General features: G+C 39.0%; 24 protein-coding genes, 2 tRNA genes, 2 pseudogenes and 1 other annotated feature. Of the genes and pseudogenes, 2 read left to right on the top strand and 26 right to left on the bottom strand.

Annotation, left to right across the window (positions count from 1 at the left end; genetic code table 11):
• Nucleotides 1-374 precede the first annotated feature (374 nt).
• From tig to JFU50_RS17490, 14 genes and pseudogenes are all read right to left on the bottom strand, one after another.
• Complete coding sequence (gene tig / locus JFU50_RS17555; protein ID WP_201186062.1) at nt 375-1,667, bottom strand: trigger factor; 1,293 nt, start codon at nt 1,665-1,667, stop codon at nt 375-377.
• Nucleotides 1,668-1,852: 185 nt separating this feature from the next.
• Nucleotides 1,853-2,887, bottom strand: coding sequence for a tetratricopeptide repeat protein (locus JFU50_RS17550; RefSeq protein ID WP_056525606.1), 1,035 nt, complete (start codon nt 2,885-2,887; stop codon nt 1,853-1,855).
• Nucleotides 2,888-3,053: 166 nt separating this feature from the next.
• A complete protein-coding gene (gene leuD / locus JFU50_RS17545; RefSeq protein WP_201186063.1) occupies nt 3,054-3,653 on the bottom strand; it encodes a 3-isopropylmalate dehydratase small subunit in 600 nt (199 codons plus the stop codon).
• A 28-nt stretch (nt 3,654-3,681) separates the two neighbouring features.
• Nucleotides 3,682-5,091, bottom strand: a complete 1,410-nt coding sequence (gene leuC / locus JFU50_RS17540) for a 3-isopropylmalate dehydratase large subunit (protein WP_201186064.1) — start codon at nt 5,089-5,091, stop codon at nt 3,682-3,684.
• Between the two features lie 69 nt (nt 5,092-5,160).
• A complete protein-coding gene (gene leuB, locus JFU50_RS17535; protein ID WP_053347187.1) occupies nt 5,161-6,273 on the bottom strand; it encodes a 3-isopropylmalate dehydrogenase in 1,113 nt (370 codons plus the stop codon).
• A 15-nt stretch (nt 6,274-6,288) separates the two neighbouring features.
• Entirely contained in the window at nt 6,289-7,824 is a 1,536-nt protein-coding gene (locus tag JFU50_RS17530; RefSeq protein WP_201223472.1) for a 2-isopropylmalate synthase, read from the bottom strand.
• The gene (ilvC, locus tag JFU50_RS17525) at nt 7,811-8,839 is read right to left on the bottom strand and encodes a ketol-acid reductoisomerase (protein WP_053347189.1); all 1,029 of its coding nucleotides are present in this window, start codon (nt 8,837-8,839) and stop codon (nt 7,811-7,813) included. Before ilvC ends, JFU50_RS17530 begins: the two co-directional genes overlap by 14 nt.
• 55 nt (nt 8,840-8,894) lie before the next feature.
• Entirely contained in the window at nt 8,895-9,407 is a 513-nt protein-coding gene (ilvN, locus tag JFU50_RS17520) for an acetolactate synthase small subunit (protein WP_053347190.1), read from the bottom strand.
• Between the two features lie 3 nt (nt 9,408-9,410).
• Entirely contained in the window at nt 9,411-11,126 is a 1,716-nt protein-coding gene (ilvB, locus tag JFU50_RS17515) for an acetolactate synthase large subunit (RefSeq protein WP_201223471.1), read from the bottom strand.
• Nucleotides 11,127-11,242: 116 nt separating this feature from the next.
• Nucleotides 11,243-11,501: a binding site (T-box leader), on the bottom strand.
• Between the two features lie 543 nt (nt 11,502-12,044).
• Nucleotides 12,045-12,320: a GNAT family N-acetyltransferase gene (locus JFU50_RS17510; RefSeq protein WP_053347192.1), complete on the bottom strand. Its 276-nt coding sequence runs from the start codon at nt 12,318-12,320 to the stop codon at nt 12,045-12,047.
• 67 nt (nt 12,321-12,387) lie between these two features.
• Entirely contained in the window at nt 12,388-12,879 is a 492-nt protein-coding gene (locus JFU50_RS17505; RefSeq protein ID WP_201223469.1) for a PadR family transcriptional regulator, read from the bottom strand.
• Nucleotides 12,869-13,414 (bottom strand): annotated as a pseudogene (locus JFU50_RS17500) (sigma-70 family RNA polymerase sigma factor). The gene JFU50_RS17505 and the pseudogene JFU50_RS17500 overlap by 11 nt, the downstream one beginning before the upstream one ends.
• A 165-nt stretch (nt 13,415-13,579) precedes the next feature.
• On the bottom strand, nt 13,580-13,939 hold the full coding sequence (locus JFU50_RS17495; RefSeq protein WP_201223467.1) for a YidH family protein: 360 nt from the start codon (nt 13,937-13,939) through the stop codon (nt 13,580-13,582).
• Nucleotides 13,940-14,118: 179 nt separating this feature from the next.
• Nucleotides 14,119-14,292: a hypothetical protein gene (locus JFU50_RS17490; protein ID WP_162878664.1), complete on the bottom strand. Its 174-nt coding sequence runs from the start codon at nt 14,290-14,292 to the stop codon at nt 14,119-14,121.
• A gap of 491 nt (nt 14,293-14,783) precedes the next feature.
• Here JFU50_RS17490 and JFU50_RS17485 point away from each other — a divergent pair.
• Nucleotides 14,784-14,982, top strand: a pseudogene (locus tag JFU50_RS17485) (IS5/IS1182 family transposase); the annotation flags it as partial.
• A 111-nt stretch (nt 14,983-15,093) separates the two neighbouring features.
• On the opposite strand, the gene JFU50_RS17480 reads toward JFU50_RS17485, so the two are convergent.
• From JFU50_RS17480 to JFU50_RS17470, 3 genes are all read right to left on the bottom strand, one after another.
• Nucleotides 15,094-15,372 (bottom strand): 2TM domain-containing protein, encoded by a 279-nt coding sequence (locus JFU50_RS17480; protein WP_056529148.1) that lies wholly within the window; start codon nt 15,370-15,372, stop codon nt 15,094-15,096.
• 184 nt (nt 15,373-15,556) lie between these two features.
• Complete coding sequence (locus JFU50_RS17475) at nt 15,557-15,934, bottom strand: GIY-YIG nuclease family protein (protein WP_201225114.1); 378 nt, start codon at nt 15,932-15,934, stop codon at nt 15,557-15,559.
• A complete protein-coding gene (locus JFU50_RS17470) occupies nt 15,931-16,686 on the bottom strand; it encodes a DUF2087 domain-containing protein (RefSeq protein WP_201223465.1) in 756 nt (251 codons plus the stop codon). The genes JFU50_RS17475 and JFU50_RS17470 overlap by 4 nt, the downstream gene beginning before the upstream one ends.
• Before the next feature lie 227 nt (nt 16,687-16,913).
• On the opposite strand from JFU50_RS17470, the gene JFU50_RS17465 reads away from it, so the two are divergent.
• A complete protein-coding gene (locus tag JFU50_RS17465) occupies nt 16,914-17,075 on the top strand; it encodes a DUF5412 family protein (RefSeq protein WP_342366354.1) in 162 nt (53 codons plus the stop codon).
• A gap of 170 nt (nt 17,076-17,245) precedes the next feature.
• Here the strand turns inward: JFU50_RS17465 and JFU50_RS17460 are convergent, their stop codons facing one another.
• From JFU50_RS17460 to JFU50_RS17425, 9 genes are all read right to left on the bottom strand, one after another.
• Entirely contained in the window at nt 17,246-17,446 is a 201-nt protein-coding gene (locus JFU50_RS17460) for a hypothetical protein (protein WP_201186072.1), read from the bottom strand.
• Nucleotides 17,447-17,827: 381 nt separating this feature from the next.
• Nucleotides 17,828-17,901 (bottom strand) — tRNA-Arg (locus JFU50_RS17455).
• Between the two features lie 419 nt (nt 17,902-18,320).
• Nucleotides 18,321-19,067: an alpha/beta fold hydrolase gene (locus tag JFU50_RS17450; RefSeq protein WP_201186074.1), complete on the bottom strand. Its 747-nt coding sequence runs from the start codon at nt 19,065-19,067 to the stop codon at nt 18,321-18,323.
• Nucleotides 19,068-19,396: 329 nt separating this feature from the next.
• On the bottom strand, nt 19,397-19,522 hold the full coding sequence (locus tag JFU50_RS31500; protein ID WP_274608353.1) for a hypothetical protein: 126 nt from the start codon (nt 19,520-19,522) through the stop codon (nt 19,397-19,399).
• A gap of 132 nt (nt 19,523-19,654) precedes the next feature.
• Nucleotides 19,655-19,728: transfer RNA gene (locus JFU50_RS17445), tRNA-Arg, on the bottom strand.
• A 177-nt stretch (nt 19,729-19,905) separates the two neighbouring features.
• The gene (locus JFU50_RS17440; RefSeq protein WP_201223461.1) at nt 19,906-20,418 is read right to left on the bottom strand and encodes a metallophosphoesterase family protein; all 513 of its coding nucleotides are present in this window, start codon (nt 20,416-20,418) and stop codon (nt 19,906-19,908) included.
• Nucleotides 20,419-20,420: 2 nt separating this feature from the next.
• Nucleotides 20,421-21,032, bottom strand: a complete 612-nt coding sequence (locus JFU50_RS17435) for an XTP/dITP diphosphatase (RefSeq protein WP_056529166.1) — start codon at nt 21,030-21,032, stop codon at nt 20,421-20,423.
• Nucleotides 21,001-21,783, bottom strand: coding sequence for a ribonuclease PH (gene rph, locus JFU50_RS17430; RefSeq protein ID WP_201223459.1), 783 nt, complete (start codon nt 21,781-21,783; stop codon nt 21,001-21,003). Before rph ends, JFU50_RS17435 begins: the two co-directional genes overlap by 32 nt.
• Before the next feature lie 88 nt (nt 21,784-21,871).
• A complete protein-coding gene (locus JFU50_RS17425) occupies nt 21,872-22,945 on the bottom strand; it encodes a GerMN domain-containing protein (protein ID WP_201223457.1) in 1,074 nt (357 codons plus the stop codon).
• Between the last annotated feature and the right edge of the window lie 43 nt (nt 22,946-22,988).

Raw genomic sequence — 22,988 nt, 5'->3', positions numbered from 1 at the left:
CTAATAAAAAAAGACACACATCTACTAAAGCATTCCAAAACTCCTAGTATGTTTTGCATTTTATCATGTTTCTTGGAAGTTTAGTAACAATAATGCTCACGCTTGCGAGTTGTTCAATAAGTACAATAATTCAATCAATATGTATTTGCCCTTTACCAGTATGCCCAAAACTTTTGATTTTTAAAATAAGGATTTGTTGTATAAATATGTATATGCGGTATTAGAACTAATCTACACTGAAATCCAAAAAAATCAATCAGGAAATAACTGATAATTTTAAATTTCCACAAATTCTCAATATGTATAAAACAAGGCACGATTACTCGCGCCTTGTTTTTTTGAAGAAAATATTAAAATCTACTTACTTATTAAAATTATTTTGCTTCAACTGTTTTGCTGTTTTCAACCAAGAAGTCAATTGCTTTCTTAATTTTAAGATCGCCTTTAATTCCATCTAAGTTTCCAAGAGCTTGTTTGATTGCTTCTACTTCCATTTTGTACATTTCAGCCATTTGACCAAGTTCAGCTTCTACATCTTCGTCAGTTGCTTCAAGTTTTTCAGCTTCAGCAATTGCTTCAAGAGTTAGGCTTGTACGAACTTGTCCTTCAGCTTCTTCTTTCATTTGTGCTTTTAAAGCTTCTTCGTCTTGACCTGAGAATTGGTAGTAAAGATCCAAGTTTAGTCCTTGTGATTGAATGCGTTGAGAAAACTCATTCATCATGCGGTCTACTTCGTTTGAAATCATTGCTTCAGGAACGTCCATTTCTGCACCTTCAACAGCTTTACCAATTACAGTGTTTTGTACGAAGTTTTCTTCTTCGTGTTTTTTGTCATGCTCTAATTTATGTTTTGTTTTCTCTTTAAGTTCAGCTAATGTTTCAACTTCGTCGTCAACATCTTTCGCGAACTCATCATCCAACTCAGGAAGTTGCTTTGTTTTGATTTCGTGAATTTTCACTTTGAATACAGCTGGTTTACCTGCAAGTTCAGCAGCATGGTATTCTTCTGGGAATGTTACTTCGATATCTTTTTCAGCGCCAGTTTCAAGACCAACTAGTTGTTCTTCAAAACCAGGAATGAAAGAGTTAGAACCGATTTCTAATGAATGGTTTTCAGAAGCTCCACCTTCAAATGCTTCACCATCAACGAATCCTTCGAAGTCAAGAACAACTGTATCGCCTTCAGCAGCTTGTCCTTCTTCTTTAACAACAAGCTCAGCTTGACGCTCTTGCAAAGTTTTTAATTCATTTTCAACATCTTCGTCAGTTACTTCAGTATTGAATTTTTCAACTTCAACACCTTTGTAATCTCCTAATTTAACTTCAGGCTTAACTGTTACAGTTGCAGTGAAAATTAAGTTTTCGCCTTTTTCCATTTTCTCGATGTCGATTTCTGGACGATCTACAGGCTGAATTCCAGCTTCTTCGACAGCATTTGCATAAGCATCTGGAAGAATAATATCAAGAGCATCTTGATAAAGAGATTCTACGCCGAATTTTTTTTCGAACATTTGACGTGGCATTTTACCTTTACGGAAGCCAGGTACGTTTACTTGTTTTACTACTTTTTTGAAAGCTGCGTCTAAACCTTCGTTTACTTTTGCAGCGTCAACTTCAATTGTTAATACGCCTTGATTACCTTCTTGTTTTTCCCATTTTACAGACATGTGTTTCCCTCCAAAAAATCTATATACTTCAATAATAAGCATTGGATGAATATGCTTTGCAAGTGTTAACAAGTCATCCTTCAAAAATACCCAAAAAAATTATTGGGAAATCGTCAAAATTAGACGATTATACATTACAACCACTACATTATACCACAGGATTAATCTGTTACAACAGCTATAGGTTAAATAATGGGATAAGAAATTTCCTCGATTTCTTTAATATAGGATAGAATATCCTCAACTGCTTCCTCATCAGCCAAGTATATGTCCGCTATCTTCCCGCTGATATTTTCTCCTGCCATGTATTCTTCTGCTAATGCATGATAGGCAGCCGCCCATACTGGCAGGCTTTCTGGTTCCGGTTCAAACGGATATAATAGAAAGGAATGCCGCTCGATTAAACTATGCACCATTTCAAATAAGCTTGGGTTTTTCTGACTGATTTCCGCTTCTGTAAGACTGGTAACCTTCTTATAAAATTCCGTCTCCTTCAAGCCTGCTAATTCTTTTGGAATTACGGACTTTGCTTTAGAGAATTTCTTAAGTGTCACTTCTTCGTTATATTCCTGGTCGGTAAGGATGTTAAGGAGCATCGTTTTAAAAAACGGATGGCCTTGTTCTTGTTGTAGAAATTGTTCGATTTGAGGGATAAATGGTCGAATATTTATATTCGTCAGTTTTGAAATAACTAAGAACATTTCATTATCCGTTTTCCCTTCAAACAGCTCATCCTCTTTTAATTCCTCTGCAAGCTGTTGTTTTTGCCTGTCCGCTTCCTCTTTTTTATCTTCAAGAGCCCTTTTACTGAACTGAAGCATCTTTTCAAAATGTTCCTCTTTATCAAATGGTATTTGATTTTCTTCAAATAGCATTTCAATAGTCGTAACCATTTCCTGATGCTCACTTAATTGTAAAAGCACCATTAAATAGATATTGATGAGTTGAAAATAATCACCGATGCCTTTGTTCAACATCTCTTGGCACAACTCTTTTGACTCCTCATAATACTCAAGTTCGACCAGGGAGACCACTAGTCCCATACAGACTTCATCATTTTCGGGCTCAAACTCCCGAGCTTGGCTAAAGAGCAGTGCAGCATCTCTAAAGTTTCTGTTCCCGAGCTCATCTAACCCTTTTACTATCAACCTTTCACCGAGATTTGGAAAGGAGATAATCTTGGTCTCTTCAGCTTTCTTTTGGTTGTTCTTATTATCCATCCTGTTTTCCGCCTCACCGTCGCTTTTTGAAAAACAGTTTAGCATGTAATAGTATGAAATACAAAAATTATAAGGGTGAATGAACACTTTCCACCTTTTTTTCTTCACAAAAAAAATCCCGGCCCCTTTCAAATAAGAAAGAAAGAACGGGAGATTTGTTCTTCAATTAAATACTAGAAACAACCTTTTTTTGTTGTTCATAAGCAGAAATCTCTTCATCATATTGAAGTGTAATAGAAATTTCATCCCAGCCTTTGACTAGCATTTCCTTCCAATATGGATGAATCTCAAAGCTTGCTTCAAACCCTTGACCATCTATCAATGTTTGATTAGGCAGATCAATCGTCAACTCATAGTCAGGCGCTGACACTCTCTCCATTAAATACTTAACTTCATCCTGCGTTAAAGCAATAGGAACCATCCCATTTTTCATGCAGTTACTTTTAAAAATATCAGCAAAAGACGGTGCGATGACAATATCAAATCCGTAATCTTTCAACGACCATGGAGCATGCTCACGTGAAGAACCACAACCGAAATTTTCACCTGCAATTAAAATGGACGTGTTTTGATTATGAGGCTGATTTAATTCAAAATCGGGCCGTTCCTTTCCATCCTCATCAAAACGCCAGTTATAGAATAAAAATTCACCAAATCCACTTCGCTCGATTCGTTTTAAAAATTGCTTTGGAATGATTTGATCTGTATCCACATTTTTACGGTCAAGTGCCGCGGCTCTTCCTTTATATATAGTAATGGGTTCCATTCTCTGCACCTCCAGCTAATTCGTATTCTTAATGAACTTGTTCAGCTTTTTTCAAGTTTCTAATATCGACAAATTTCCCATAAATGGCCGCTGCTGCAGCCATTGCCGGGCTAACTAAGTGAGTCCTTGCTCCAGCACCTTGACGTCCTTCAAAGTTCCGATTACTAGTGGATGCACAGTGCTCACCAGATGGAACGGCATCCGGATTCATACTTAAGCACATGCTGCATCCTGATTCACGCCACTCAAAGCCTGCGGATTTGAAAATTTCATCCAAACCTTCATCTTCCGCTTGTCTTTTAACACTTTGTGAACCTGGTACGACCATCGCTCGAACACCTTTTTGAACAGTCTGACCATCTATCATTTCTGCTGCTTGTCGCAAGTCCTCAATGCGGGAATTTGTACAAGATCCAATGAATACATGCTGAACAGGAATATTCGTTATTGGCATACCTTCTTCAAGACCCATATACTCCAGAGCACGATTCAGTTCTTTTGAATCGATGATATCTTCAGCAAAGGTCGGCACATTACCGTCAACTCCACTCGCCATTCCTGGGTTTGTTCCCCAGCTGACCATCGGCGAAATTAGGCTGCCATCAAGAGTTATTTCCTGGTCATAGACCGCATCTTCATCACTGGCAAGCGACTTCCAATCCTGAACATATTGTTCGAATTCCACTCCTTTTGGCACATATTTACGACCTTTTAAATAAGAGAATGTTGTTTCATCAGGAGCCACAAGCCCCGCTCTTGCTCCGCCTTCAATCGACATATTGCATACCGTCATTCTTTCTTCCATTGACATATCTCTGAATACTTCGCCACAGTATTCAATGATATGTCCAGTACCAAAATCGACACCGAATTTAGAAATCACATATAAAATGACATCTTTCGCCATCACACCTTGACCAAGCTTTCCATTAACCTCAAGCTTTAATGTTTTTGGTTTTGTTTGCCATAGAGTTTGTGTAGCCAAAACGTGTTCGACCTCACTTGTTCCTATGCCAAACGCAATCGATCCGAATGCGCCATGTGTAGAGGTATGACTGTCACCACAAACAATCGTCATCCCCGGCTGTGTAAGACCTAATTCAGGACCAATAACGTGAACGATTCCTTGTTCCGGACTGTCTAAATCAGCAAGGCGGATGCCAAACTCCTTACAGTTTTGGTCAAGTGCTTCTAACTGTTTTCTTGCAATATCATCCTCGATGAAATAGCGATTAACAGTTGGCACATTATGATCCATTGTCGCGAATGTACGATCCGGTCTTCTAACTTTACGCCCTTTTAATCTCAATCCTTCAAATGCTTGAGGAGAGGTTACTTCATGAATATATTGAAGGTCTATATACAATAAATCCGGTTTATTTTCCTCATCATTTACAATATGCCGATCCCATATTTTTTCTATTATCGACTTGCCCATCTGTATCCACCTCGATTAATTTTATATTTTTTTAAAAAACACGGCCTAATGTTAGGCCGTGAAAGAAGTTTATGCATAAGCTCCCATGATGTTGGAAATAGCTTCCTGGTCTAAAAGATTCGCTTTTATTTCGGCAATCATTTCTGAAGTAGAAGTAATGTTTGATTGCCCATTTGCAATATCACCTGTTCTTAACCCATAATCGAGTACCGTTTCCACAGCTTGCTCAACAGCATTTGCCTCATTTTCCAAGCCAAAGGATAAGCGCAGCATCGATGCCGCCGATAAAATAGTTCCGATAGGATTAGCTAAATTTTTGCCTGCAATATCAGGTGCAGAGCCATGAATTGGTTCATATAAATTCGGCCCTTGAGTAGATATTGAGGCGGAAGGAAGCATTCCAAGCGAACCAGTTAATACAGACGCTTCATCGCTTAAAATATCGCCAAACATATTCTCTGTTACGACAATATCAAATTGTTTTGGATTTTTAATAAGTTGCATGGCTGCATTATCCACAAGCATATGTTCAAGCTCTACATCCGGATAATCCTTTGCAATTTCTTCAGCCGTTTCACGCCACATCCGGCTGGATTCAAGCACATTGGCTTTATCAACAGATGTTACTTTTTTCTTTCGATCAGATGCTAATTTAAACGCAAGTTCAATGATGCGCTGCATTTCGATTTTTTGATAGAAAAGAGTATCGACAACCGCTTCTTTTCCTTCTCTTTCTACCCGTTCACTCGGCTTTCCGAAATAAAGGCCGCCCGTTAGTTCTCGGACAATAACAAAATCTACATCTTCAATGAATTCCTTTTTAAGAGGTGAAGATTCCGATAAGCTGGAATAATAGCTGATTGGTCGAATGTTAGCATAGAGATTCAAATCTTTTCGGATTTTTAATAATCCTCGTTCCGGTCTTAGGTGTGCAGGTTGATTATCCCACTTCGGTCCCCCAACGGCACCTAATAATACCGCATCGCTGTTTTTACAAATCTCTACTGTTTCATCCGGCAGGGGCGATCCTGTGTTATCGATTGCCCCGCCACCAATTTCACCATATTGAAATTCAAAATCGTGACCATATCTTTGGGCAACGGCTTCGAGAATTTCTACAGCGCCTCTTGTTACTTCTTTCCCGATGCCATCTCCTTGAAGCACCGCAATATTCCTTTTCATCGAAATCTCCCCTTTCTATTGTAATACTGCTTTTTCTTCTAATTCCTTCATGATGATCACACGGTTCACCGCGTTCAAATACGCTTTAGCAGATGCTTCCAAAACGTCTTGATCGAGACCGCGTCCGCTCGTTTCCACACCGTTAAAATCGATTTTCACAAAAACCTGTGCAAGGGCATCCATTCCGCCACCTACAGATTGAATCCGATAGTCTTTCAAGTTAATCTCGCTACCCAAACATCTTTCAAGCGTATTATAAAGCGCTTCAACACTTCCTGCACCAGTTGCCGCTTCCTGAATTTCTTCGTTATCGCCTTTTTTCAGCGTAACAGTCGCTGTCGCAACCTGATGTGTACCGTGAGAAATCTGGAAAGAAACCAGGTCGTAAAAACTGATATCTGTCGCTTTTTCTTCAAGCACTAGTGCCACGATATCTTCATCCGTCATTGTCTTTTTGTTATCAGCCAATTCCTTGAACTGAACGAATAAAGAGTTCATTTCTTCATTAGTTACCGAAAAATTCAACTCTTGCAATCTTTCTTTGAAAGCATGTCGTCCGGAATGTTTACCTAAAACGAGTGAATTAGATGCAACGCCGACAAGTTCCGGTGAAATGATTTCATACGTTGTTTTTTCTTTTAACATACCATCTTGGTGAATACCCGATTCATGCGCGTAAGCATTGGCACCAATTATGGCTTTATTAGCTGGAACCTGCATCCCCGTTAGACGGCTGACCAAATCACTGGATCTTTTAATTTCATTTAAGACAAGGCCCGTTTCTGCTTGATAGAAATCTTTACGAATGTAGAGAGCCATTGCTACTTCTTCGAGTGCCACGTTACCAGCACGCTCTCCAATGCCGTTGATTGTACCTTCAACTTGTGTTGCTCCGCCTTCGATGGCAGCCAAGGAGTTAGCTGTTGCCATTCCAAGGTCGTCATGGCAGTGTGCAGATAAACTCACCTTATCAATAGAAGGAACGTTTTCACGCAGGTAACGGAAAATGTTGCCGTATTCGATTGGAGCAGCGTAGCCTACTGTATCCGGAATATTAATAACCTTTGCACCCGCTTGAATGACCGCTTCGACGATTTCAGCCAAATAGTCAAGTTCTGTACGGCTCGCATCTTCTGCAGACCATTGTACGATAGGAAAACGTTCTGCCCCGTACTTAACCATCGCAATCGATTGTTCAATCACTTGTTCTTTTGACATTTTCAGCTTATATTCACGGTGAATGGGAGAAGTTGCGATGAACGTATGCAATCTTGGTTCTGCCCCGACTCTTAATGATTCCCAAGCTGCATCAATATCTCCTTTTACAGCGCGCGCCAGCCCTGTAACAGAGCTGTTTCTGATTTTGCGCGCGATTTCCTGAACCGAGTTGAAATCTCCTTTGGATGCTGCCGGAAAACCGGCTTCGATAATATCTACACCCAATCTTTCTAACTGATAAGCAATTTCAAGCTTTTCTGTAAAGTTTAAATTTACACCAGCGGATTGCTCCCCATCTCGAAGTGTAGTTTCAAATATATTAATTTTTCGCAACGGCTACCACTTCTTTCTCTTTTTGTTGAGGTTTTACAAATGGCATCATTTTTCTTAACTCACGACCAACTACTTCGATTTGATGTTGGTTTTCACGATTATTGATAGCATTGAAGACTGGACGATTTGCTTGGTTTTCCAAAATCCATCCTTTAGCGAACTCACCGTCTTGGATATCTTTCAAAATAGCTTTCATTGCTTCTTTAGTAGTTTCTGTTACAACGCGTGGTCCAGAAACGAAATCTCCCCATTGTGCTGTATCAGAAATGGAATAGCGCATGTTTTCCATTCCGCCTTCATACATAAGGTCGATGATTAATTTAAGTTCATGTAAACACTCAAAGTATGCAACTTCCGGTTGGTATCCAGCTTCTGTCAAGGTTTCGAAACCGGCTTTTACAAGGGCAGTTAAGCCGCCGCAAAGTACTGCTTGCTCTCCGAATAGATCTGTTTCTGTTTCTTCTTGGAATGTTGTTTCCAAGCCACCAGCTCTTAATGAACCGATTCCTCTAGCGTAAGCAAGTGCTAATTCTCTTGCTTCCCCTGTAACGTCTTGATAGATGGCAAACAATGCTGGTACACCTGCTCCTTGTTCATATGTGCGGCGAACAAGATGTCCAGGACCTTTTGGAGCTACCAATAACACATCTACGTCTGCTGGCGGAACGATTTGATTGAAATGAACGTTGAATCCGTGTGCGAACATTAACGCTTGGCCTGCACGCAATACTGGTTTAATTTCTTCTTGGTATACTTTTGGTTGAGTTTCATCCGGTAATAGATTCATGATAACATCCGCTTGTTCAGCTGCTTCTTTAACTGTGTATACATTGAATCCGTCTTCTACAGCTTTATCGAAGGATTTACCTTTTCTGATTCCGATGATTACTTCAACGCCGCTGTCACGTAGGTTTTGTGCGTGTGCGTGTCCTTGTGAACCGTATCCGATAACTGCTACCTTTTTATTGTTGAAGAAATTCTCGTTTGCCTCTGCGTTATAATATACTTTTGCCATAATAATTACATCTCCCTTTTCTTATCCATTAGTTTTTTGTTTTTGTTTTTAGTCTTTAAACGATTGTTGCACTTTTTGCATGTGCTAATTGCATTCCACGTGGGAATGCAGCTGTCCCTGTCCTTGCCAATTCCTTGATGCCATAAGGTTTGATTAGTTCAATAAAAGCTTCAATTTTGTCTGACTCCCCAGTGATTTGAACCGTCAGACTATCTTTACTCACATCTATTACAGATGCTCGGAAAGGTTCAATGACTGAATAAATTTCAGCACGGGTCTGGGTACTCACTAATATTTTAATGAGTGCCAGCTCCCTGGCCACAATCGATTGATTCGTAATATCATATACTTTTAAAACATCAATCTGCTTGTTTAATTGCTTTGTGATTTGTTCAATGACGTTTTCGTCATCAACATCGACCACGAAGGTCATCCTTGATATACCTTCCTGTTCGGATGGTCCGACAGTCATGCTTTCAATGTTATAGTTTCTTTTTGTGAACAGGTTCGTAATCCTATTAAGGACGCCTGGCCTGTTGTTCACGGTGAGGCTAAGAATTCCCTTCATTGATTAAACTCCTTCCATTTCATCAAGCCCTTTTCCTTGCGCTACCATCGGAAAGACATTTTCTTTTTGTTTAACACGGAAATCAATTAATACCGGCCCATCAATTGCTAGCGCTTCATCGAGGCAGTTGCTTGCTTCTTCTTCCGTAGTTACTTTGAATCCCGGAATTCCATAAGCATCAGCCAATTTCACGAAATCAGGGTGCGATTGGAAAATGCTGTGTGAAAAACGGTTATCATGAAAGAGTTCCTGCCATTGTCTTACCATTCCAAGTGCTCCATTATTGACGATGATAATTTTGATTGGTAGATTCATTTCAGCAATAACCGAAAGTTCCTGAAGGCACATCTGGAAGCCACCATCTCCGGATATTGAAAGTACTGTCGCTTTCGGATCTGCTAGTTGCGCCCCGAGTGCGGAAGGTAATCCAAAGCCCATCGTGCCAAGTCCCCCGGAAGTGACCCAAGAATTTGGTTTGTTAAACGGATAGTATTGTGCTGCCCACATTTGATGCTGTCCAACATCCGTCGTAACAATGGCTTCTCCATTCGTTTTTTCATGAAGCATTTGGATGACTCGCTGAGGTTTCAGCACGCCTTCTTCCTGTGTATAACGCAATGGGAATTCTTCATTCCATTTAGTCAGCTGTGTGGTCCATTCTTTAATATCCGGCATTTTACCACTTTGCCCAATCAACTCAGTTAGGGCTTCTTTCGCACTGCCGACTACCGGAATCTTTGTTGGTACATTTTTACCGATTTCTGCTGGATCAATATCGATATGGGCAACCGTTGCATGCTGTGCGAATTTTGCTAAATTCCCAGTCAATCGGTCATCGAATCTGGCACCGATATTTATTAATAGATCACATTTTGATAACGCCATATTTGCTGCAAAACAGCCATGCATACCGCCCATTCCGATAAAAAGCGGATGGTCAGCCGGAAAGCCGCCAAGACCAAGTAGCGTGTGAACAACTGGAATCCCTTGCTGCTCGACGTATTCCTTTAATAGATGGGATGCCTTTGCATGCAGGACACCTGCCCCAGCAAGAATGACCGGTCTTTTCGCTCCACTTACCGCTTCAACGAGCTTCCTAATTTGCAAATAATTTGGCTTCGTCGTCGGCTGATAACCAGGGAGATCCATTACAGGCTCATCATCCGTTGATACTCCTTCTAAAATGGCCATATCTTTCGGAATATCGATCAAAACCGGACCCGGTCGGCCGCTTGAAGCGATATAAAAAGCTTCTTTTATAATACGTGGGAGGTCTTCCGGCTTTCTTACTTGATAGTTGTGTTTTGTAATTGGGGTTGTAATCCCTAGTACATCAGCTTCTTGGAAAGCATCTGTACCAATTACACTAGTAGCAACCTGACCTGAAATAACAACAAGTGGTAAAGAGTCAATCATTGCATCCGCTAAACCGGTAACAATGTTTGTTGCTCCTGGACCAGATGTGACTATGACCACCCCCGGCTTGCCGGTAATCCTGGCGTATCCTTCTGCTGCATGGATTGCGCCTTGCTCATGTCTTGTCAAAATATGAAAAAGCTCTGAACTGTATAGCTTGTCATAAATCGGCAATACAGAACCACCCGGATAACCAAAAATGACTTCAACATCTTCCTTTTTCAATGCATCCATCAGGAATTCGGCACCACTAAATTGTGTCTTTCCACCTTTCCGATCAGCCACTACTGCTTTTTGTGTCATACGTAAAGACCTCCTCCACTTTCTCACTTGATATTTTTTCTTAAAATTCGGAATTTTCTGCTTTTTTAGCATACAAAAAAGCCTTCCCACCCCAAATGTACTTGCACTCTGCAAGTTAAAGGGGTGAAAAGGCTTGATAAGCCACTCCACGGTACCACCCTTTTTCGCACGAACTTCCATGCGCACTTTGAATAGTCTACACTATTCTCTGTTTTGGTAACGGGTACTGGTACGCACCCGTTCAGCTCTACTAGTCTGACGTTCAAGCCGAAACTCCAAGGTGAGTTCATCTTTCGGGACAATACCGGTTCTCAGCAACCCGGCTCTCTGTGAATGCCTTGTAAAAAGACTACTTATCCTCTTCAATGCTTTTCGCATAATTCATATTTTTAGAAACGCTTATGTTTGATGTCTTGTATTTGTGATTATCTTACTTGTATTTCGGGTACTAGTCAACAGGTTTTTAAAGAATTTTTTGATAATTCTAAATTGCGAGTTTTGTTGTATACGCTTACATACCTACTATTATCCCATTCTCTAAATAAATAAATTGTATTTATTTATTTTAAAAAATATTAAATATTCTATATTTTCAAATTACAAATCAATTTAAAGATTTTTCTCAAGGACCTTCATAAAAGCAAATAACTTATTCCGCGAATTTTACCCAATATCCCTTCTTCCTGTAAATTATGTTTTTTCTGAAAGGCGATTACTGCTTTTTTGTTTTACCCAAAATGACCGAACTAAAAAACCTGATATATAAATACTTACATCTCGTACGCAAGACAGCATAAAATCCAATTTCACATCATAACATCTGTTTTTAGTTTATTAGTATAAATACATAGAAAAAGGCTGAATACATAGGATAATGGATGAATAATCATGTTCATCCTCCTCGTATCAGCCCTTTAATTATTTGGCTAAAACATCCTCGTAATCGGCATTTTTTTCAAATTGTTTTTGAACGAATGTACATACCGGAACGACTTTTAGTTTTTCTTCACGTGCAAACTCAATCACCTTTTCAACAAGAGAATTACCTACCTTCTGCCCGCGAAGTTTGTCAGACACAACAGTATGGTCCACCGTGATTTCATTATCACCTGATTTATAGAACGTAATTTCCGCCAATTTCTCGCCAGATTCCGCGACAAAAAAAGAACCTTCACCTTTTTGGATATCCACCATTTTGATGACCTCCTTTTATATCCCTTTATCATATCTCACAAAATGAAAATTAAACAAATATTTAAAACTAAATTAAGATTGAACCGTCCAAATTACATCTTTTTTTCGATAAACACTTAACACAATGCCAAAATTGAACTACCCACCATTTTCCCCCCTCTAAAACCGTTTGTAAGATGTATGAGCCTGCATTTTGTTTAGATTCTGACTTTGCGAGCATTCGGCGCCCTTTATTACTAAGGCGGTATGATTTCTTCTCCGTCTGTTCCCATTTGGCCTCAATGAAACCCCTCCGTTCCAAGTCATGCAGCATCGTATACAAAATTCCCTCCTGCTCGGTGAATTTTTCAATGCCCCGCCTTATTAAGGATGACATAATCTGATAACCGCTTTGTTCCTCCTGAAGAATTCGAAAAATGGCGATCATTACTTCCTCATCACTTTCCTTTGCCTGAACAAGTCGCTGTTTAATAGCCGTCTTTTGTTTGTCAGTAAACTTTACATCAGAAAAAACAGTTCTTTTCATTGCACGGTTGAGCTTATTCAATTTATCTTCCATCGTTATACCCCTCCAGCTTCTCTTTTAGCATCGCTTTCGCCCTCCGCATCCGGGTTTTTATTGTACCTTGGCTGATTCCCGTCATTTCGGAAATTTCTTTTATCGATAACTCTTGAAAATAAAATAAATAAATCACTTCCCTGTATTTTATCGGCAGATTCATCACGGTATGAGAAAGCATTTGATCCTCATCAAGCTTAAGAATAGTTTCTTCCACACTCACCGTTGCCTGTGGCTCCACCCGCTCATCCACGGTATATTCGATGTTCCGATGGTACCAGCTTTTCAAATAATCCTTACAGTGATTTATGGCAATCTTCCATAGCCATGTTCACAACTTTGATTGCTTCTTATATGTAGGCAATGCTTTATAACACTTCACAAAAATCTCCTGCGTTAAGTCTTCGGCAATAGTGAGATTTTTCACATATGAGTACACAAGCTGAAGAATATCCTGACCGTATACAGTCATAATCTCATCCAACCATATATCTTCTTCACCAGCCTCCATATATTCTGTAAATAACTCCTCCATAACCCTCATCCTTTCTTTCTAATTTATAGACGATTGTCAACAGGTTAAAGTTTTCTTAATTTACCCTTTATAATCAATGGAAGGATTCTTTCCATATACATGTAAGGATATGTATATAATAGGAAGAAACTAAAAAAACTGCCCTATACTGGATAGGACAGAATGTTAAAATTTTATAAAAAGAAAATATAAAATAATCATCAATAACATAATCACCATAAAGACCGCAATGAGAATTACCTGCGCACTAGAGGGTTTGAACGTCTCCTCGTTAATTTGTCGCTTCTTCTGCAAATAACCGAAAGTCGCCAATACAGTAATTACTAAACCCAAAGTACAAGTAAACATCCCCAACACAATACTAATCAAATCAATCCGGTCGTCCCGATACTTGCCGATCGTAAAATGCAAACTCGTAGTTAAAAAACCAACCCCTACAATCGCAATCACCGTTCTGATCCATGCCAAAAAGGTGCGTTCATTGGCCAAATGCTGCTGTGCATACTTTAATTGATTTTTTTCCATATCATCACCTTAGCTTGAATGTTTTATGAATAAATCATATCACAGTGATTGCTTTTTCACATTGACACTGGAGCCAATAAAGAAAATCATATACCCTTTTACTATAAACAGACTGATACACCAGAGACCTCGATTATTCCTAAATCCCCCTTGGTATACCAACCTTTTTATTTATTGTTTTATCTCTTAAGGAGCGAAAAGGCTCTAAACATAGACCCGACAAACATAAGCCCCGCACCACCAAGTAATAAATAAATACATAGTGTTTTATCAATAACATTCAAAGGATAAAGCAAGGCACCCAGTGCGAAAAAAGCCCCTATTCCTGTTATAATCCATCCTAATTTTTTCATGCGCAACTCCTAAAAATTAATTATTTAGTGAAGCTCCTCTAAGGGTTTCACCATCTATTGCAAAAACTACTCTGTCTTATTCCCATAATAATAGCTTAAACCATTTAAAAACTTACAACAAGTACGATTATCTTTCTAAAGGGTTTATTTAAAATTAACTAGAACTAAGAATCTCTCTATACGAAAAAAGGAACCATAACTGGTTCCTTCAGACTGTAGACTAACTCGATGAAAATCGAGTTAGTCTACAGTTTTTTTGAGGGGTTGTAAAAATTCGAACGTTGATTTCCACTCCAGGCACTCGCTTTCCGCGGGCGGTCAGGGAGCCTCCTCGGCGCCTTTGCGCCTGTGGGGTCTCCCTTGGACACGCTTTTCCCGAAGAAGTCTCGCACCTTCCGTTCCAATCAACTTTGTTTTAACAATTAGAATAAACACTTTTGCCTAGTCTTTTTTGTTTTAATATAGGAGTATTAAAACTTGAGGTGATGACAATGCTTTTGAAACATAATTCTATTCAGCGAGATCAACTTGAAATGATTACTTTGGATCAACTGGTGCCAGCGAACCATTTGGTTCGTAAAATTGAGGGTCCATTGACTTCCTTTCATTTATGACTTGGTGAAAGAGATGTATTCAGAGATAGGCAGCCCAAGTATTGATCCAGTTATTTTAGCTAAATTGACATTCATATTCAAAGGGAATTTCAAAAGGGGTCCGGAATTAAAACATTCTGGACCCCTTTTGTCTACAAACTGAAAGGAACCATAGCTGGTTCCTTAAATTGAACGTATTCATATTTTGTCAGACATCCTTTTTATCCTTTTCCATGAATTCCTTTATCTTTCTTTCTTCCCATTCTGATCCGAAGTTACCATCTGCAAAAGTTGTTATACCGTGTACCAGAACTCCAATTCCCCATCCTCCAAGTGGATAGAGGAACCACCAATAACTAGTATCCGTAATTAGGTTCATAACAAAAAGCATAGCATTAACCAAGAAATACACCGTTAGATGAATGTAGAATGCCTTAAGGTTTTCCACCCGCTTTTTCGCTCTTAAATATTTATCTTCATTTTCCATTCCCTCGCCCCCTTATCGTAAACACTTAAATATATTATTCTCCACATCAATAATACCTTATTTACCCAATTTTTATTACAAAAAGGAGACGATGTACATCCTATGATGGAATGCCGGGAATTCGGTTAATAATCGAAGATTGTTTAACTGCTATCTTTGTAAACTTAGATACACTTCTAAAAAGTCAGCTGGATTTTACCCTATTGTATCCTCTTTCTTCATATGGCTGTATTTTTTCCAACCATGCTTCCTCAAGTTTTTTCAGTTCGCGCTTGGCATCAAAATATCCTGTTTCTTTCGGTTTTAGAACCTCTAGCACATCAAAAGAAAAGACTTCTTTCCCATATTGATTCCACTCATCTTGCAGCATTTTATTAGTACTTGTTCCCATTTCTAATTCAAATTGTTTACCCTTTAATGTCTTTAGATTCCTGGTGCTTCCTATAAATACTTTATTATTTATCGAGTTTTTTATTTGGTAAACTCCCGCTTCAACTTTTGTTTCCTTATATAATTGCTTCAATTCTTTTTTCGATCCATCTTCATTGCCTCCATTCGTCATTTCTTCAGCCAATATTGGCTTCCATCAGGCTTTCTATCCAAGAATCCATATTCTATTAAATACCTTCTCAAAAGAACATAGTCATGATAGGCCGCTTCCAATATTTGATTGATTTCTTTTTCACTATATTTCTGGTCATTTTTAAAACGTTTCGAAATTTCTTGAAGAACAATAAACCTTTGTTTTTCCTTTGGTGGAAAAGTACTCAAAGCTGCCTGACTACCTTGTGGAAAGAATTTTTTCAATATGACCTCTTTTTCATCCCGCGTAACATTATAACGATCATCCACCATCCTTGCTTTTTGATGAAGAGGAACAAATGCAGGCGCATGTTTATCTTTATCTTTTAAAAGTTCCATCATGGCCAAAAATAACTTAGCTTGACGCTCTTTCTCTTTTAATACAAAGCGATGGTTCCGAATAGTAGAAGAACTCCCAATTCCCATTTCCTCTTGCACCTCAGCATCGTTTTTCCCTTGATAAAAAAGACGAAGAAGGCGATTCTGATGATCTGTGAGACCTGTTAGTTTCTTATCGAGATCAATCAAGTATTCGAACACCGATCGATGCGCATTTTCGATATGAATACGCATATACCTTTCTGCTTCATAAAGAGTCCCATCTATTGGATACACTATCCCTTTTTGAACTGTATTTCCGCACAGCAAACAAATAAACTGATTCTCTTCTTCGATATACCCCTGTTTTAGCTCATCATGCGATGCACTCCAAAACATTTCTGCATCCTGCATAAAACAAACACTTCCTTATAAAGTTTATAATATAATAAACATAATATTAATTTGTTTATATAATGTCAACATTTTTTGTGAATTAGACATTTTTATATCGTATTTATTCATTTTCCACATTAGTTTCGTTGCATTTTCACAAAAGGGGGTAGACTTTGGGAACATATAGTTTTGGGTAAAGAGAGAGCTTTTAAGAAGTTTTTGAGTAGATGGGTTAATGGGAGTTTATTACTGATTGTCTGATTATTTACGGAGTGTATTGGACGTTCTTTGAAAAGCGGATTCTACCAACAGCGGATTTTCTTACAAAAGAATCATCTCTTGTCGACGAATATACGTTGAATGTTGACTTTACGAATGGCATTGCGGCGAAAGACGGTAATTATTAAGAATTATTAAGAATTATTAAAAATTATTAAATTATTACCCTTAAACATTAAATAGGAATTGATGTACCAAGTCAAAAAGCATCCAACTAGTTGGATGCTTTTTTCAAATAATAATATGAAATTGGTTGAATTTAGTATAAATCCTTTGATTCGATAAAGAAGAATAAGTATTAGTTAGGCACAAACTTAAGTATTCCTTCCAGATAAACACCTTGTTCTTTTTTCGTGCACGCTCTTAACTTAATTCTTCCCTCCTCTTCTAATTCCTTGGCTAATTGGACTACCTTAGTTCCATCTTCGGCTATCTCTACTGAAAAGAAATTCCCCCGAGTGGAAGTTTGAATGAACTTAAATAATTTATCTTTATTCATCTAAACAACTCCTTATTTATTACAAATTCGACACAAAAGATAATCTACCTGCGATAAATAGAAATAAAAAACTTCCTTGAAGGAATACGAACATGAATAGTCCTAGAATCACAAGTCAATAGACATTCATTCTTGTAATTAGAAACCTAATTATTCTCCCTCTGATTTTTCCCAAGGTAAAAATGGAGTTCATACAATCACTAGATATTAACCCTTGCTCACTTGCCCTAAAACGAAAAAAACCTACGACAATGTAAAGGTCTATGAACATAATAATATTAATACCGAAAATAAGGAATCCCCCTAATCAATCATTTTAACTTTATCCCGATAAAAGAAAAACAGCCAAAACCTTAAAAAGGTTTTGGCTGTTTTTGTTAGTGTCCCAGGAGAGATTCGAACTCCCGACCGACGCCTTAGAAGGGCGTTGCTCTATCCAGCTGAGCTACTGAGACATTTCGCTGATTTTCTTCAGTTCAGTATAACGGTCACTTTTCGAACTTAGTCCGTAATCGTGATTTTTATTATAACCTAGTATAATACTCATTGCAATACTAGTAATAATAAATTTTGAAGAGTTATAGAATACCCCTACATTAATTCAAAATTTATCATGGTATTTGAATAAAGCTTGCAGTAAAAAAATGCAGAATACACTCTATCGAACAATTCGAAGTGATCATAATAATCAACAAAAGGAGAACACTTTGTTATAAGCGTTCTCTTCTTTTATCATATATAACTTATTAATTCATGATGACCAACCAATGTTATAAAAGGCAGTTAGAGAAAGCAGTGTCATCCTGTTTATTTTAGTTAGATAAGTTACAAAACTGACGAATGATTTTCCGGATTCTTTAGCATAGTAAACTTTTCATTCCTTCATAAAACCAGTAATTTGACGATACAGCTTCTCGGGATGGGTGAAATTGACCATATGGTCAGCACCTGGAATTTCTATGATTCGAGCGTCTGAGTGCTTTCGAAAGTAATTGGCAACACGAAGGTTATCGGGTGAATCCTCCTTACCGATTATCAATAATGTTTGGGCCGTCAATTCTCCTAATCTTTCGATGGCCGGTGGTTGCGGCCAAATCAATTTAACAGCCGGCCATTCAAACATTCGGTTCATATGGTGCCGGAGCATTTGAACCATCAAATTCCGGTGAGGACTCATTGTTACAACACGATAGGATGGATCACTGAGCAAAAGCTCAATCATCTTATCGATATCGGGGGCAGCTTCATGAATCGTCTTCATTCTCTCTTCAAATTCCTTTGAATAGCTAAACCCAGATAATCCAGGCGCAAGCAAAACAAGTTTTGAAACCCTTTCAGGATAATTCAGAGCGAATTCAGTGGCAATTTGGCCACCCATTGAGTGACCGATGAGTGTCGCCTGATTGATTTCTAGATGATTAAGCAGCGACAGCAAATCTTCAACCTGGTTGACATCTTCTAAAGGGGTCGGTGATTTCCCGGTCCCACGTCCGTCAAAAGCAACGACCTTGTAGTGTTTCGCTAAAAGAGATGCGACAAATGTCCAGTTTCGTACATCAGCACCACCAGTGAGGAGAACCACAGGATGACCATTTCCATTAACTTCGTAATACAAATCCATTGAAATCCCTCCACCCATTACGATTTAATAATTAAAAATATGTTATCTTTCTTAATAATCCTGCCTTTTTCTGACTTAACTTACAATTCAAGAAGCACCCTTTAATTTCCTTCCTTATTCTAGAATATCGCCCGATTGCGGAACAAAAATAAAGAAAATATCTTCATCTGTACTACACCTTACTTCAAAAAAACCAGCCCCATAAACGGGCGTTTATGGGGCTATTAATCCCTTTAATAAAAAAACAACTTATTTATGTTTATTCATAGAATCAAAACTCATTCCCAAAAACAAAGTAACATTTTCGATGATTTATACCTTTTTTGGTGCTAATATATGAAAAAAATATATTGGAACGCCCTTGGTTTAGAAGCGATAGAACTAGAAACAGGTATTTCCTCTAATAGTCCCCTTGCGTCTACTTCAACATCTAATAATCCTTTTCTTTTGGTCATACGAAAAAACCTCCTATATCGTTAGTAGGATAAGTCGATATACGGTGTAATTTCTTACATGACCGTTATACTGACCGTTTCACTAAACGATATAGAAGGTTTTCGTATCGGGCTTTAAAGCCACTTTGTTAGTGTCCCAGGAGAGATTCGAACTCCCGACCGACGCCTTAGAAGGGCGTTGCTCTATCCAGCTGAGCTACTGAGACATTTATGATATAAGTTGCGGTAAAACTTATGTATGTATTACCTTAACTGTTCCCTTAGGACACTTCTTATTATAGTAGGATACCAAAAGAAAGTCAACGGTTTTTCATAAAAAAGTTTTTTTCTTTTTTATAAGCCAGGAAGCGGGGAAAAACGCTTCCTGTTCATTATACATTAAGTTAGTCGATTCGATAAACCCTACTTAGCTCCTCAACGATTTTTCCTTCAAGATCATAATAGATGATTTCAAGTTGGTCACTTCCAATATCCAAAATGGCATATGTTTTCTCTTTTCGTCCGCGTGGCTGGCGTATGCTTCCTGGATTGATGAAGAGCTTGCCGTCAATCAACTCGGAACCAGCGGCGTGGGAGTGACCGAAGCAAATAATATCGGCACCGATTTCTTCACTTTTATAAGACAAATTCATTAAAGTCATCTTAATGTTATACAGATGTCCGTGGGTTAAGAAAAAGCGCTTGCCGCCAATGTCTTCAACAGAGTCATCTGGATAGGTGGCATCATAATCACAGTTCCCCCGTACCGCTAAAAAGCTCTTCATGAGAGGGTCTTTGCTTTCTAGCTCTGAATCACCGCAATGAATCATAGTAGCAACTTCTTCTTTATGACGGTCGGTTATCATGCTGATTTCATGAGTTAAGCCATGGCTGTCACTCATTATTAGCACTTTCATCGTCACATTCCTTCTTCCCTTTTTAGAAATTGACCTAGTTTTTCATCCAAAGCCTTCAATGCATTGGCACGGTGGCTGATTTGGTTTTTTTCCTCTTTTGTCAGCTCAGCATTTGTTTTCCCCTGCTCTTTAACAAAAAAGACTGGGTCATATCCAAATCCATTCGTTCCTGAAGGCTGTTCGGTAATCAAGCCTTCCATCGTCCCAGAAACGGTGATTGTTTCCTGATTTGGTGACGCTAACGCTAAGGCGCAATAAAACCTTGCTGTTCTTTCCGCTTCTGGTACACCCTCTAGTTCCTGCAGAACTTTTTTCGTGTTCGCTTCATCACTCTTTGACTCGCCAGCATAGCGCGCAGAGTATACACCAGGACGCCCATCTAATGCATCGACAATCAAACCGGAGTCATCAGCTATCACGAAGTGACCTAGTTGATGGGCAATGGCTTCTGCTTTAAGAATTGCATTTTCTTCAAAAGTCGTTCCTGTTTCCTCCACATCCGGTGCGTCCGGTACGTCAAGAAGTGTTTTGACTTCATATCCTTTTGCTGAGAATAGACTTTCGAATTCCTTGGCTTTTCCTTTATTTTTTGTTGCAATAATTACTGTCTTCATACTTTGTCTCACCCTTTTGTATTTTATCGGCAATAACTCCAAGTGCTTCTTTTTGCACCTCGAATAAGGTTTGAAGTCCTTCTTGAGCTATTGAAAGTAATTGCTGTAACTCGTTATATGTAAAAGTTTCCTCTTCCCCTGTGCCCTGCAATTCGACAAATTCACCACTGCCTGTCATGATGATATTCATATCCACAAGGGCTGCTGAATCTTCCTGATAATTTAAGTCTAACACAACTCCTGCTTCTTCAATAATCCCGACACTTGTTGCTGCTAGATAATTTTTCAACGGAAATACCGCCAGTTTCCCCTCTTCATCCAGCCTATTTAAAGCAAGAGCCAACGCTACGAATGCGCCCGTAATTGAAGCTGTCCGAGTGCCGCCATCTGCCTGAATAACATCGCAATCAATCCAGATCGTTTTCTCACCTAGCGCCTCTAAATCGACCACTGCCCGCAGTGACCGTCCAATTAGCCTCTGAATTTCCATCGTGCGCCCTGTTATTTTCCCTTTTGCCGATTCCCTGATTGTCCGTTGATTGGTTGCTCGCGGAAGCATCGAATACTCAGCATTAATCCAGCCTTTCTTTTTACCGCGCATAAACGGCGGAACCCGCTCATCAACGCTTGCGGCACAGATGACCTTTGTGTCACCGACGGTAATTAATACCGAACCTTCAGGATGCTTCAAATAATCTTTTTGGATCTGTATCGTCCTTAATTCAGTATTCAGCCTGCCGTCAACGCGCATTTTGTATCCCCCTAATTTCAAAAAAAGAATAAGAGGCAGCGAAAGGCTGCCTCATTGTGTTATATCTATAGTATACAAAATCGTTTCTTTAAAAACTACCTGTGTTCACTTTTTCTGGACGGACCACAGGTTCTGATAATTTCTTTCCTTCTTCGTTAAGAATATCTACACTGCCTTGCACCTGTACTTCAACACTTTCAATTCCCTTTTGCTCCGTCAAAGATAAAACTAAGGCATCAAGAACATCTTGAGAAACCTTTTTCTCTTTAAAACTACCAAGAATGTTTTCGTTAAAATTGAGGGTAACCTTTCCTTCTGCCATTTTCGGCTGATCAAGTAAGGCCACATCACTCATGAAGCCCGTTTGCAGGTTTGTTCCAGAAGGACTCTTCGTTAATTCCTCAATAACTGCTGTTACATTATCGGACACCGTCTCGCTAATACGGCGTGTTACCGGTACATAATAGGTGTACTCCTCGTCCCCGCCAATGTAATAGACAGTCAACGCTTTCGTATTCGAAATATCTACCACGTCACTGGTATCAATATTGATTCCGGAAGACCGTGAGATATTTTCATCTATCGGCGTGCCATTGACTGGCATTTCCGTAATATCTTCCCCATTGATCCTCATTTGGATTTTATCAACCGAGTCGAATTGAGTTAGTGTCCATGTAATAGCTTGAAGAATTTTGAGTTCATCTTCTTTTTGATAATTTTTGAACTCCGGTGAAAAGTCAGCCACAGCCACTCCTTCTTTTATGTTTACACTTATTTGAGTATCGGCAGGAATAACCGCTCTAAACCCATTGGGAAGCTTATCTGTAACTGGTCCATTATCCACGAGGTAGTCAAGGGCCTGTTTTGCGACGGCTTCCGATTTAGGAAGTTCCATTGTCTGTGGAACCACATATCCACTTTTATCAATTAAATACAACTCGGTCTTCACTGTTGCTGCTTCACCAGCAGTCTCTTCCCCATCTGTTGCCGGCTGTTGCTCCCCGTTGGACTCTTTTAATGAAGATTCATCCTCGACTAATGAAACATCCTTAGGCGGGTCAATCTCCTTTTTCTCTTCACCCCCAAATAATCCACATCCGGAAAGAAAAAAAGAAGATGCCAGAATGGTCACAGCCATTGTTACTTTTGATTTATTGGACATAAAATCACTCCTAGGACAGTTTGTACTCCTATTTATACGAGCC

The organism is Peribacillus sp. TH14, assembly GCF_016651145.1.
GTDB classification, from domain to species: Bacteria; Bacillota; Bacilli; order Bacillales; family DSM-1321; genus Peribacillus; species Peribacillus butanolivorans.
Note: the sequence above shows the minus strand (reverse complement) of the source record. Positions and strands in the feature narration are given on the sequence as shown.